Raw genomic sequence first — 12,374 nt, forward strand, 5'->3', positions numbered from 1 at the left:
GGTCAATCCTCCCGTCCGTTGGAAGAATTGAATCAGCATCTCACACGCCAATCAAGCGCGCGTTTTTCAACGGAATAGGCGGAAAGCGGCCATTCGCAGCGTCCTGCGTGAACGGCAGCTATACACAAATAGCCGACGACGTTGAAAGCATCCGGATAGCTGCGCCGGACCTGGCCAAGGCTTGAAGGTGACGAGGTAAGTCCTTAATGCACATTGGGTTTGGTTCACGGCCTCGACGAGCAAATAAAGCAACACCAACACTTGCCTGCGAGCTGGGACGCGACTTTCTCTTTCAGGCCAGTTTTAGATGAAAAATTATTAGAACTGACCTGCTCCCCTGAAAAGTCCTCGTTTTTAAGTTAGCCTGTTCTCCATCGAAGGAGACAGACGATGAAGAAGAGCCGTTTCAGCGAAGAGCAGATCATTGTCAACGTCGGTTAGGGCCGTCCACCGAAACGGAGGGGATCGTAGGGCGCGAGATCAAGCGCGGGAGACTGTCGCGTGACGATATCGGCCACAATCTCGGCGGTGCCGGCAGACTGGGTTAGGCCCAAATGCCCGTGACCGAAGGCATAGGTCACCCGGTCGGCGCGGGGCGAGCGGCCAATTGCGGGCAGGCTGTCGGGCATGGAGGGGCGGAAGCCCATCCACTCGGTGCCACCGGTGCCATCGAAGCCCGGCAGGAATTGCACGGCTTTCTGCACGAGAATCTCGGAGCGCCTATAATTCGGCGGCAGCTCGAGCCCGCCGAGCTCGACCGCGCCGCCCACGCGCAGCCCGTCGCCGATCTTGGACACGACAAAGCCGTGGTTGCTGAAGGTGACATGGGTGCGTAGGTCGAAAGTGCGGGTCGGGAATGTGGTGTTGTAGCCGCGCTCGGTTTCCAGTGGGATGCGATCGCCCAAGGTGCGGGCGAGATGATGCGACCAGGCACCGGCGGCCACCACGACCTGATCGGCCCGGAGCAGCCCGGCGGTGGTCTCGAGAACGACTGCATCGCCCTGCTGCACCATCGCCTGCACGTCGTTAGTTTCGATCATGCCACCGGCGGCACGAAAGCAGGCTGCGAGGTGCTCGGTCCAAAGTTTGGGGTCGACGGTGTTCATCCAGTCGGGGGTAAAACCCGCGTGGGTGAAGCCCGACGCAAGGCCGGGCTGGATCTCGGCAATGGCCTCCGGGCTTTCAAGCAGGTCGAAGGCAATGCCATGCTGACGGCGCAGCTCCCAAGCCGGTAGGCTGGCTTGATACTCGGCCTCGCCCTCGTAGACTTGAAGCTGCCCCTCGCGGCGCATCAGGGGCTCGCCCTTGACACGGTCGATCAGCCGTTCGAGCGCAGCGCGAGAGAGGGTCATCAGCCGGGCCTGGGCCGAGATCGAGGCCTCGTGGCGGCGTGGGCGGCTGGCAACGTAGAAATGCCGCGCCCAGGGCAGCATTTTGAGCGCATGGGCGGGACGAAGCGATAGCGGTCCGAGCGGATCGAGCAGCCATTTCGGCGCCTTGAGCAGGATGCCCGGAGAGGCCAGCGGCTCGACATCGGTAAAGGCGAAGGCCCCGGCATTGCCGCGCGAGGTCTCCTCGGCCACGCCGCGCCGGTCTAGCAGCGTGACGGCATGCCCGCGGTCCTGCAGCGCCAGCGCCGTGTTGACGCCGATTATGCCGGCCCCGATGACGATGACGGAGGTGCCCTCGCTCTGGTTGGAACTCTCGGACATGTCTACCCCTCTTCTGTGCCTGTACCGCGTCCGTCTTACCGGCGGGCGCGGCTGCCTTTGATGTTGCGTTCGCGTGTCTAGAATGGAAGGAAAAATGCTGGGCAGATCGGATGGCCTGCCCGGCAGTGGGGGAGTTTCAGGGCGCGATGCCGTTGCGGAACGGGTCGTCGGGATCGAAAATCAGCGTGCTCTCGGCCATTACATGGGCCTTGCCGGTGATCGAGGGGATTACGCCGCCGGTGGGGCCCGCCGCCCAGGAGAGGCGATAGGCCGAGCCGATGACGGAATGCTGGGTGATCTCCTCACCCTCGGCCAGGCGGCCGGAAGCGGCAAGACAGGCCAGCCGCGCCGAGCTGCCGGTGCCGCAGGGCGAGCGGTCATAGGCATCATCGGGGCAGAGCACGAAGTTGCGGCTGTGCACTGCCGGATCCCCCGAAGGCCCGTAGAAGATGATGTGGTCGATCACGCCACCGTTCTCTCCGGCGATACCGGCAGCATGCAGCGCCTCGCGAGTGGCGACGGTGGCATCGGTGAGTGCGCGGATATTGTCGGGCGACACGGGCAGCGGGCTGGGATCGACGAGGAAGAACCAATTGCCGCCATAGGCGACATCGCCGGTGACGGCGCCAAGACCCGGCACATCGACGGTGACGTCGGTCATGGTGCGGCGGCTCTCGATATTGGTGACGGTGACCGTATGGGCATCGGTGACCAGCACCGTGACGACGCCGGCGGGCGTCTCGATGCGATGACTGCCGGTGCCAATGCGGCCCATGTGAAAGAGCGTGACGGCCAAGCCGATGGTGCCATGACCGCACATGCCCAGCACAGCCTCGACATCGAAGTAGATCACCCCGGTGACGCAGGTGGGATCGGTGGGCGGAACGAGCAGCGCGCCCACCATTGCCACCTGGCCACGCGGCTCGAGCACCACAGCGCGATAGGCATCGCGGAATTCGGTAGCAAGGCGGGCGGCCCGCTTAGGCAGCGGGCCGTCGCCGAGATCAGGGAAACCACCAAGAATGACCCGCGTGGGCTCACCGCCGGTGTGGCTGTCGATCACATGCATGTTGGTCTCCTTGGTTTTGACGCTTCAGATGGGAGCTCAGGCCGCCCAGGCTGCGTACCAGGCCTTGAACTGGGCGTACTGCGTTTCAACGAATGCCCGCTGTGCCGGGGTCAGCGCATCGGTTTCGTTGAAGTGCAGCGTGTATTCTGCATCGCCGTTCAGAACCATCAGGTACTTGTAGAAGAGTACAAGGTCGACACCTTCGTCGAACTTGGACAGCACGGCCAGCGCCTCTTCCAGCTCCTGTGCCTTAGCACGGGCCGCGACGTCGCCTTTCGCGGCGGCCTTGCACAGCTCGACCAGGTGCAGCACTTCCTTCGGGATGGCGTTGCCGATGCCGGTGATCGCGCCCGTTGCGCCGCATTTTACGAAGCCGTGGAAGACCTGCGTGTCGACACCGACCATCAGGGTAAGGTTTTCGTCGCCGGAGGTGATGTTCTCGGCCGCATAGGACATGTCAGCGGCACCGCCGAACTCCTTGAACCCGATCAGGTTGGGGTAGCTAGCCCGCAGGTCAAAGAAGAGGTCGGCGCGCGTGGCAAAACCGTAATAGGGGCTGTTGTAGATCACCGCCGGCAGACCGTTGGCGGCCTCGAGGATGGCGGAGAAGTGGGCCTTCTGTGCGGAAACCGAGGTGCCACGGGACAGCACGCGCGGAATGACCATCAGACCGGCGGCGCCCACGCGGGCCGCATGGGCGGTGATCGCCACGGCGGATTTCGTGTTGATGGCACCGGTGCCGACGATAACGGGCACGCCAGCCTCGACCAGCGCATCGACGCCCTTCATGCGCTGCTCATCCGTCAGCAGCGGCCAGTCGCCCATCGACCCGCAGTAGACCACCGCGGACATTCCGGCCTCGATCAACTCCACGCCCTTGCGCGCCAGGGCTTCGTAGTCGGGTGTACGGTCTTCTTTGCAGGGGGTCATAAGGGCCGGAATGCAGCCGGTGAAGATGGAGTCGTTCATGATTGTGTCCTTTCGAATTCCCAAAGTAGGCACTGAAAAGGTGCGTCGGAACACTCGCGGCCCGCAGACAGGAGCGGCACCCTTCTCAGGGGAGTCCTTAGCACCCCATTCTCATCTTGTCGACAAATAAAATTCAAAAATGGCGGAAGGAAGTGCCGATGAGCAAAGTCCGCTATGTCAAAATGTGATTGATGAAGTGCTGCGCGAATCTGCGGAGATATAAGACCGGATTTGTCGAACGATTTGATCGGCATGTTCGGTTGCAAGGCGATCGGATGTCTCGACATCACGGGCGATCATGGCGGAGATCATGTGGTCGTGCTCGGCCACGTACTGACGCGGCAGGTTGTCGTCATAGGAATGGTAGTACAGCCGCAGAATGCGCCGCCCGTCATCCAGAAGCCGTCGAAACAGGTCCGTGTAGTACTTGTTGCGGCCCGCCGAAGCGATGGCGAGGTGGAAGTCCCGATTGGTGGCGATCATACCCAGCACGTCGCCCGCATGGACGGCATTGCTAAAGCTAGCTTGGTGCTCTCGGATCACCGCCAGGTCAGACTCATCATAATGCTGCGCCGCAAGGCGCGCGGTCACGCGGTACATCAATGTTAGCGCGTCGAAGAAAGCCCCTAGTTGTACGAAATCGATATTGGAAACGACTGTCGTGCGATTGGTCAGCGCGGTTATTAGCCCCTCTGCCGAAAGGCGAACGAGCGCCTCACGAATCGGCGTACGCGACATGGAAAAGCGCTCCGAAAGCTCCGTTTCGTCAATCGGGCTGCCCGGCGCCAGCTTAAGATCGATGATCTCGTTCCTAAGTGTTTCATAGACGTGGGAGACCCCGCCGCCTCGCTTGACCTGCGCCACCTTACGCTCTGACGATCCCTTGCTCATGCTGCACTCCAGTTAGGTTTCAGCGATTATAGACGGTCCTTGCACGCAGGAAAACGGTGTTTTTAAATTTTAGTTGTCGACAAGAGGGAGATCATTCGATATATAACCTCTAAAGAAAAGTTTCCTGCGTGTGCTCGCTGCCCCAGTATCCGGCAGTGCCGGCCCGCCCTACATAAGCTGAACGCATCGCCATGACCCTGACCGCCTACAAGAATGCCCGCCTGCTCGACCTTGACGCGGAGCGCCTAGGTCACCTCACCACGGTTGCGGTGAAGGGTGACCGGATCTTCAGCATCGGCCAGCCCGTGCCTGAAGGCGCGAACGTGGTCGACCTTGGCGGCCGCACCTTGATGCCTGGATTGATCGACAGCCACTTCCATGTCGTGGCTCATTCCCTGGATCTCTGGAGCAATGTCATCGCTCCTGACTCTCTCGCTGCCCTGCGAGCTGCCAAGATCATGGAGGGTCTGCTGGATCGCGGGTTCACCACCGTACGTGACCTCGGCGGAGCTGATCTGGGCCTGGTGCGGGCAGTTGAGGACGGGCTGATCGATGGCCCGGACCTGGTCATCTGCGGCAAAGGCCTTTCGATGACCGGCGGTCACACCGATTTGCGCGCTCGCACCGACATCCGCCCTGACGCAATGGGCTGGCGACTGGCAAACATGGGCGTGCTGGTGGATGGCGTGGACAACATCCGCTTCACCTGCCGTAAGATGCTCAAGGAAGGCGCCAAATTCATCAAGGTCATGGCCAATGGAGGCGTCTCCTCGCCCAACGACCCCATCGACTCCATCCAATATTCTCGGGACGAGATCCTCGCAATGGTTGAGGAAGCCGAGAATGCCAACACCTATGTCTCTGCCCACGTCTACCACGACAAGGCGATCCGCCGCTGTGTCGAGTTGGGTGTGAAGTCCCTTGAGCATTGTAATCTGATCACCGCCGAAACGGCCAAGATGGCCGCCGAAGCAGGCTGTTTCGCCGTGCCCACGCTGGTAGCTTACGAGGGGCTGAAACTGGAAGGCGCTGCCTTGGGCTTGGGTGCCTCCGAGCAGGCCAAGATCGACATCGTGCGTGACAAAGGGCTGGAATCTCTGGCGATCATGCGCGACGCTGGGTTGCCCATGGCCTTCGGCACAGACCTGCTGGGCGAGCTGCGCAAATACGGTGGAATGGAATTCGACATCCTGGCCAAGGTTCTCTCGCCCGCAGAAATCTTGCGCTCGGTCACTCAGATCGGCGCAATGGCCTGCATGCGCGACGGCGAAATCGGCGTGATCGCTGAGGGCGCTCGTGCTGATTTCATCGTGGTGGATGGCGATCCCTTCGCTGATGTCACCCTTCTGGGCCGCCCCGAGGAAACTCTGCGCATGGTCGTGAAATCCGGCCGCGTAGCCCGTGACTTCATGGAGGCGGCGTGATGCCGATGGATGCCGCACACCTCTTCAAGCTGGCCGCCAGCGCCGATGCTGCCCGTCAGGTTTTTGCCTACCTGCTGGATGGGCTCAACGCCGATGTCGGCAAGGGTCTGACCACAGCCTCTGTATACGACCTGCCCAACATGCGCTCGCGCCGGGTGTTTTCGGAAAACCCGGAGGCCTATGATCTTGGCGGTTTCAAGCCGCTGGAAAAGAATCGATATTTCGATGTCGTTCTGGCCGGAACTAAGCACTTCAGCAGCACCAGCATCGAGGAGATCGCAGAGGTCTTTTTCGACTGGGAGAAGATTCGCGACCTTGGCTTTGAATCCAACATGAACCTACCTGCAGTGGCGGATGGCCGTGTCATCGGTACCGTCAATATGCTCGGGCCGCGCGGCCATTTCCAACCTGAAGTGGTGGCGCGGGCGCTTGCTTGGCAGCCAGCCGTGACAGCAGCTTTCTTGCTGCTCAACCTCGGCGACCCAGAGGCCGCTCATTTCCAAGCCTGCTGACCTCGCAGGCGGCGCCCTACGAACAAGAAGCCGGAGAGCTTCAGAAAAAGAGCCGGACAGCGGCCAGACACCATCAACACGGAGATAACAGACCATGAAACTAACCTGCAAAGCAGCCTTCCTCTGCACGGCCATTGCTGCGCCCTTAGCCGCCCAGTCCGATGACATCAACATCGCCTTCCTTGCCGCCTCCAGCCAGAATGGCTTCAACCAGGCAATATACGCCGGGATCGAGGAAGCCGCTGCGAAATACGAGGACGTAAATGTCGAGATCTTCGATGGCGCCTTCTCGGCCACCACGCAGTTCAGCCAGGTCGAGGACCTGGTGGCAGGCGGCCGCTTCGACGGCATGATCGTCACGCCCAACGACACCGTCGGTATCGCTACGGCGCTGGAAGACGCCGTCGCGCAGGGCGTTTCCGTCGCCGCGACGCTCTTCCCCATCGGGCCTGAACTTAGCCAGATGGAACCCCAGGTCGAGGGCCTGACCACCACCGTTGCCGCGGACCCCAGCATCGGCGCTCGCGCACAAGCCGAAGCGGTCGCTGACTACTGCGCGGACATCGATCCCTGCAAGGTCGCCGTGATCGTCGGCCAGCTGATCTATCCCTTCGACAACCTGCGCAACGACACTTACACGGAAGTCTTCGCACAGCACTCCAACATTGAGGTCGTCGCCACGGGTGAGGGCAACTACAGCCCCGCGACCTCCATGGTCGCCATGCAGGACATCCTGCAGGCAAACCCCGAGATCGATGCCGTGCTGGGCAGCGCCGACCAGCACATGATGGGCGCAGAGATTGCGTTGTCCGACGCCGGCATCGACATCAGCTCGATCTACATGATCGGTGGCGGTCTAAACCAGATTTCCGTCGACGGCATTCGTGACGGCACCTATGACGCCACGCTGGCGCAGTTCCCGCACTCCATGGGCGCCGCGGCACTGGATGCGCTGGTTGGTTCGCTCAGGGGCGAAGAAGTCCCCACCTGGATCGACGAATACTCTCTGCGTGATGTCCCCACGATTGTCGATAAACAATGGCTCGACGCCAACCCCGATTTCCAAGGCGAGTGGCAGGGCTGAGCCCGGCGCACGACAGGGCGCGGCAATGTCGCGCCCTCTTCGCAGATCCGGCCTGAGCCGGCGTAACGGCCGCAAGGCCGCATATCGGGAAAGGAATGCCATGACTGGCACAGATATCGCCGTGCGCGTCCGGGGAGTTGCAAAAAGCTTCGGCGGGACGCGAATTTTGGATGACATCACGATCGACTTCAAAAAGGGCTCCGTTCACGCCTTGGTCGGTGAAAACGGCGCAGGCAAATCAAGCGTCGGCAAAATCGTCGGCGGCTACTACTCTGCCGATGAAGGCACGGTCGAGGTCTTCGGACAGCCCGTGACCCGCTTTTCACCCAGAGATGCCCTGGGGCTCGGCATCGCCATGATCCACCAGGAACTGCAGCTTGTCCCTGAGTTGACAGTGCTCGAAAACGTTTTCCTCGGACTTGAAAGCAATACGCGCGGCTTCCTGTGCAAGGGGGATCTGGACCGCTTTCATGCCCTTGAGGAAACCTGCGACTTTGGCCTGAACCCCGACACCCGTATTGCCGACATGCGCATCGCCGAACGCCAGAAGGTCGAAATTATGCGCGCCATCGCCCGTGACGCGCAGGTCATCATCATGGATGAGCCGACCTCGTCCCTGACTGAAGACGAGGCCGATCGCCTGCACCAGCTGATCGGCCGGCTGAAGGCCCGCGACGTTACGGTGATTTACGTCAGCCATTTCCTGGATCACATCATCGCTAATTGCGATCGCGTGACCGTCATGCGGGACGGCAAGGTCGTCCGTACAGACGAGATGGCGGGAGAGACCAAGCAAAGCTTGGTAGATTCCATGCTCGGCGAGGCATCCGAGATCATCTGGCCCAAACTGCCGGCCGCGCCGGCGCGGCACATCGCCAGAGTCGTGCAGATGGAGAACGTCGCCACCGAGACCGGCCTGAGGGATATCTCGCTGCAGGTCCGCCCCGGCGAGATCGTCGGGCTGATCGGACTTGTTGGCTCGGGCCGCTCAGAGGTGGCACGTGCGCTCTTTGGCGCGGACCGGATCAGCGAAGGCACCTATTCGATCATGGGGGTGCAGCAGGACAGCCGACTCAGTGTCACCCGCGCCGTGGCACAGGGCATTGCCCTTGTGCCCGAGGACCGGCGTAAGCAGGGCCTCGTGCTGACCCAGGTGACGCGGCCCAACGTCTCGCTCGCCTCACTGGGCAGCATCGCAAGCTTCGGTTTCATCAACAAGACGCGCGAACGCGAGCGCACTCAGCGGATGATCGAGCACTTCGGCATCGTACCCGCTATGGTCGACGGCGAAGTTGCCTTCTACTCTGGCGGAAACCAGCAGAAGGTGCTGCTGTCCAAGTGGGCGGTTGAAAAGCCTCGCCTGCTGATCCTGGATGAGCCCAGCCGCGGCGTCGACATCGGCGCGCGCCAGCGCATCCATGAATTCATCGTCGAAATGGCCGCTGACGGCGTCGCCGTGCTACTCATCTCCTCCGAATTGGAGGAAGTCATCAACCTGTCCCATCGCGGCTATCTCATGGACGACGGGCGTATCTTCGCCGAAGCCAACTGCCGCACCCTCACGGTAGAAGACGCTTTGAACCGTATTTTCCGGGAACAGGGCTCAGCCCCTCGCAACAAGGAGGTCACCCAACTATGAGCACCGCTCAGACCAACACCCGATCCAACCGTATGTCCGTCGGTGATTTCGCCCGTGAGTATGGGGTCCTGGTGATCATCGGAGTCCTTCTGATCGGGCTCAGCCTGATCTCGGAAAACTTCCTGACCGCCCGCAACCTGCTGAACATCCTCAACCAGTCCGCGCCGCTCGCGATCATCGCCTGCGCGCTGACGCTGGTGATCATCGGCGGCGGCTTCGACCTGTCCACCGGCGCTATCTTCGGCGTGGCCTCGGTTTCGGCCGGCTGGATCGCGATCAACGTGGATCCCTACCTTGCAATCTTCGCCGGGCCGCTGATCGGCCTTCTGCTGGGCGCGGTGAACGGGATCATCATCACTGGCTTCGGGGTGCATTCCTTCCTGGTCACCTTGGCGACCAGCCTTGTCTATCGCGGCATCGCCATCCTGGTGACCGATGGGTCGCTGATCCCCGTGCGCATAGCGGAATTCTCCTGGCTGGGCCGGGGCCGTATCGGCATGGTCAACATCGCCGTCATCGTGCTGCTGGCCTTCATGGTGATCTTCATGATCCTGCTCAACCGCACGACCTTCGGCCGTCGCGTCTATGCCGTGGGCGGCAATGAAGAAGCGGCCATCCTCTCCGGCATCCGCACCAACCTGGTAAAGATCATGACGTTCTCGCTCTGCGGCATGGCCGCGGGCCTGGCGGGGGTGATCGCAGTGTCCCGGATTTCCATGGCCGAGCCCCAGGCCGGCACCGGTATGGAGTTCGAGGCCATCGCAGCCGTGATCCTGGGCGGTACCTCGATCATGGGCGGTGCCGGTGCTGTCTGGCGGTCCGTCGCGGGGGTCCTGCTGATGGCGCTGATCAACAACGGCTTTAACATCCTGAACGTGAACCCTTTCTTCAAGGACCTGACCACCGGCGTGATCATCGTGATTGCCGTGGCGCTGGCTGCATCAGGCAGCCGTCGCCGCTGACGCCCGCTGAACTGGAATAGAGAAACTAAAATGACTGACAAGATTACCCGCGTTTCAACCGATGTCGGCGGCACATTCACCGACCTCGTCTATTTCGAAACCGACGTGAAGACCGGCGTGCAAACCGTTCGTACCGAAAAGTCTGACACCACGCCGCCCGACTTTGAAAAGGGCGTGCTGAACGTGTTAGACAAGGCCGGCGTCGATATCGAAACGGTTGATTTCTTCGCCCACGGCACCACAGTGGTTATCAACGCCCTGACTGAGCGCAAGGGCGCCAAGGTCGGCTTGATCACCACCAAGGGCTTTCGCGATGCGATCGAGATCGGGCGCGGCAACCGCCCGGATTTCTTCAACCTGAAGTACCCAAAGCCTGCCCCCTTCGTGGAACGCTACCTGCGCCACGAGATCACGGGACGGATGGACTACCAAGGCCAGGAGGTCACGCCCCTCGACTTGTCGACTCTCGACGACACGCTGGCGTTGTTCCGCGCAGAGGGCATCGAAGCCATTGCGATCAGCCTGCTACACGCCTACGCCAACCCCGCGCACGAGGTGGCCCTGAAGGCAGAGGTCGAGTCGCGTTGGCCCGAGGTCACCGTGGTCGCCAGCCACCAGATCACCCGTGAATGGCGTGAGTACGAGCGGACCAACACTGCGATCCTGTCGGCCTACGTGCAACCCAAGGCGCAGCGATACCTCGAAAAGCTGGAAAGTGGCCTGACGGACAAAGGCTACAAGGGCCAGATGTTCATCATGCAGTCCAACTGTGGTGTCGATTCGGTTGAGGCGATCAAGGCCGTGCCGATCACCATGGTTGAAAGCGGCCCCGCCTCCGGGTTTTGGGGGGCGGCCGAACTGGGACGCATCATCGGAGAGCCCAACATCCTGGCGCTCGACATTGGCGGCACCACTGCAAAATGTTCCCTGATCGAGAACAATCAGGTCACCATCAAGACCGATTACTGGATCGAGCGTGACCGCAAATCCGCTGGCTACCCGATCATGGTGCCCGTTGTGGATCTAGTCGAAATCGGCAATGGCGGCGGCTCTATCGCCTGGGTCGATGATTTCGACAAGCTGCACGTTGGACCGCATTCCGCCGGCTCCACTCCTGGCCCGGCGGCCTATGGCCGTGGCGGCGAAAACGCGACCACCACGGATGCCAACCTGGCCCTGGGCCGGATTAACAAAGATTACTTCTGCGGTGGCAGCGTCGAAGCCGACCTGCCCGCGCTGGACAATGCCCTTGGCAAGCTGGCCGACCGTTTGGGAAACACGCCTCAGGAAATCGCCCGCGGCATCGTGCGGATCGCCAACTCCAACATGGTGAACGCGCTGAAGTTGGTTTCGGTCAACCGAGGCTACGACCCGCGGGACTTCACTCTGGTGGTCTTTGGTGGTGGCGGCCCGATGCATGGCGTCGCGCTTGGCCAGGAGCTTGGCGTCAAGAAGGTCGTCGTGCCGCGGGGCGCGCCGGTCTTCTCGGCCTGGGGGATGATGATGTCCGACCTGCGGCGCGACTACTTCGTTACCCGCCTGATGGACGGCCAAGACAGCAAGGGGCTTGATGAGCTTCTCTCGGCTACCATGGACCAAGCGCGCTCGGAATACGCTGCAGAAGGCGTGGCAGCTGACAAGGTCACCTTCGAACCACTGGTTCGCTGCCGCTACCAGAACCAAGAGTTCGCGGTAGAGGTCCCTGTGCCCGCCGGACCCGTCACCGAAGAGGGGGTGGAGAAGATGCTGGCCGACTTCCATGAGCTCTACGAGCGCGAATACACCTACCGCCTCAAGGCGGGGGTAGAGATCATCGGCATCCACCTGATCGCCTCTTCAGAAGTAGGCAAGCTGGAACTGGTGCCGCTGCCGAAGACGGGCGCCAAGCTGGAAGACGCCGTGAAAGGCAAGCGCATGGTCGACTACGCGACCGAGGGCGAGCACGAAGCAACCATTTACGACAGTACGAAGTTCGAACCTGGCATGTCCTTCCACGGCCCCGCCGTAATCGAGGATCCGGGCACGACCATCGTCGTCCACCCCACCAACCGCGTCCATATCGACGATTTCGGCAACACGCATATCGAGACGCGTACAAAGGAAGAGGGCTGA

The 12,374-nt window shown here is 61.5% G+C and carries 11 protein-coding genes; 7 read left to right on the forward strand and 4 right to left on the reverse strand.

Going from position 1 to position 12,374, the window contains the following annotated elements; all coding sequences use genetic code 11:
* Positions 1-185 (forward strand): hypothetical protein (locus LA304_RS12060; RefSeq protein ID WP_224503411.1); only part of this gene is annotated, 185 nt, incomplete at its 5' end.
* A 252-nt stretch (positions 186-437) separates the two neighbouring features.
* Here the strand turns inward: LA304_RS12060 and LA304_RS12065 are convergent.
* From LA304_RS12065 to LA304_RS12080, 4 genes are all read right to left on the reverse strand, one after another.
* Positions 438-1,886 (reverse strand): NAD(P)/FAD-dependent oxidoreductase, encoded by a 1,449-nt coding sequence (locus LA304_RS12065; RefSeq protein WP_396022193.1) that lies wholly within the window; start codon positions 1,884-1,886, stop codon positions 438-440.
* Entirely contained in the window at positions 1,849-2,781 is a 933-nt protein-coding gene (locus LA304_RS12070) for a 4-hydroxyproline epimerase (RefSeq protein WP_224503413.1), read from the reverse strand. Before LA304_RS12070 ends, LA304_RS12065 begins: the two co-directional genes overlap by 38 nt.
* Positions 2,782-2,817: 36 nt before the next feature.
* On the reverse strand, positions 2,818-3,750 hold the full coding sequence (locus LA304_RS12075; protein ID WP_224503414.1) for a dihydrodipicolinate synthase family protein: 933 nt from the start codon (positions 3,748-3,750) through the stop codon (positions 2,818-2,820).
* Positions 3,751-3,927: 177 nt separating this feature from the next.
* Entirely contained in the window at positions 3,928-4,641 is a 714-nt protein-coding gene (locus LA304_RS12080) for a GntR family transcriptional regulator (RefSeq protein WP_224503415.1), read from the reverse strand.
* A 191-nt stretch (positions 4,642-4,832) separates the two neighbouring features.
* Between LA304_RS12080 and LA304_RS12085 the strand changes: the two genes are divergently transcribed.
* The 6 genes from LA304_RS12085 (at position 4,833) to LA304_RS12110 (ending at position 12,374) form a co-directional block, all read left to right on the forward strand.
* Positions 4,833-6,065 (forward strand): metal-dependent hydrolase family protein, encoded by a 1,233-nt coding sequence (locus LA304_RS12085; RefSeq protein ID WP_224503416.1) that lies wholly within the window; start codon positions 4,833-4,835, stop codon positions 6,063-6,065.
* Positions 6,065-6,577: a hypothetical protein gene (locus tag LA304_RS12090; protein WP_224503417.1), complete on the forward strand. Its 513-nt coding sequence runs from the start codon at positions 6,065-6,067 to the stop codon at positions 6,575-6,577. Before LA304_RS12085 ends, LA304_RS12090 begins: the two co-directional genes overlap by 1 nt.
* Positions 6,578-6,671: 94 nt before the next feature.
* Positions 6,672-7,661, forward strand: coding sequence for a sugar ABC transporter substrate-binding protein (locus LA304_RS12095; RefSeq protein WP_224503418.1), 990 nt, complete (start codon positions 6,672-6,674; stop codon positions 7,659-7,661).
* Positions 7,662-7,761: 100 nt separating this feature from the next.
* Complete coding sequence (locus LA304_RS12100; protein WP_224503419.1) at positions 7,762-9,300, forward strand: sugar ABC transporter ATP-binding protein; 1,539 nt, start codon at positions 7,762-7,764, stop codon at positions 9,298-9,300.
* On the forward strand, positions 9,297-10,262 hold the full coding sequence (locus LA304_RS12105) for an ABC transporter permease (protein WP_224503420.1): 966 nt from the start codon (positions 9,297-9,299) through the stop codon (positions 10,260-10,262). Before LA304_RS12100 ends, LA304_RS12105 begins: the two co-directional genes overlap by 4 nt.
* A gap of 30 nt (positions 10,263-10,292) precedes the next feature.
* Positions 10,293-12,374 (forward strand): hydantoinase/oxoprolinase family protein, encoded by a 2,082-nt coding sequence (locus LA304_RS12110; RefSeq protein WP_224503421.1) that lies wholly within the window; start codon positions 10,293-10,295, stop codon positions 12,372-12,374.

This window comes from Celeribacter litoreus, assembly GCF_020165855.1.
Taxonomy (GTDB): Bacteria; Pseudomonadota; Alphaproteobacteria; order Rhodobacterales; family Rhodobacteraceae; genus Celeribacter; species Celeribacter litoreus.

What these genes read in the sequence shown, in the direction of transcription:
- LA304_RS12105 (WP_224503420.1), top strand. Translation starts at nt 9,297, where the DNA reads ATGAGCACCGCTCAGACCAACACCCGATCCAACCGTATGTCCGTCGGT.
- LA304_RS12085 (WP_224503416.1), top strand. Translation starts at nt 4,833, where the DNA reads ATGACCCTGACCGCCTACAAGAATGCCCGCCTGCTCGACCTTGACGCG.
- LA304_RS12075 (WP_224503414.1), bottom strand. Translation starts at nt 3,750, where the DNA reads ATGAACGACTCCATCTTCACCGGCTGCATTCCGGCCCTTATGACCCCC.
- LA304_RS12080 (WP_224503415.1), bottom strand. Translation starts at nt 4,641, where the DNA reads ATGAGCAAGGGATCGTCAGAGCGTAAGGTGGCGCAGGTCAAGCGAGGC.
- LA304_RS12095 (WP_224503418.1), top strand. Translation starts at nt 6,672, where the DNA reads ATGAAACTAACCTGCAAAGCAGCCTTCCTCTGCACGGCCATTGCTGCG.
- LA304_RS12110 (WP_224503421.1), top strand. Translation starts at nt 10,293, where the DNA reads ATGACTGACAAGATTACCCGCGTTTCAACCGATGTCGGCGGCACATTC.
- LA304_RS12070 (WP_224503413.1), bottom strand. Translation starts at nt 2,781, where the DNA reads ATGCATGTGATCGACAGCCACACCGGCGGTGAGCCCACGCGGGTCATT.
- LA304_RS12090 (WP_224503417.1), top strand. Translation starts at nt 6,065, where the DNA reads ATGCCGATGGATGCCGCACACCTCTTCAAGCTGGCCGCCAGCGCCGAT.
- LA304_RS12100 (WP_224503419.1), top strand. Translation starts at nt 7,762, where the DNA reads ATGACTGGCACAGATATCGCCGTGCGCGTCCGGGGAGTTGCAAAAAGC.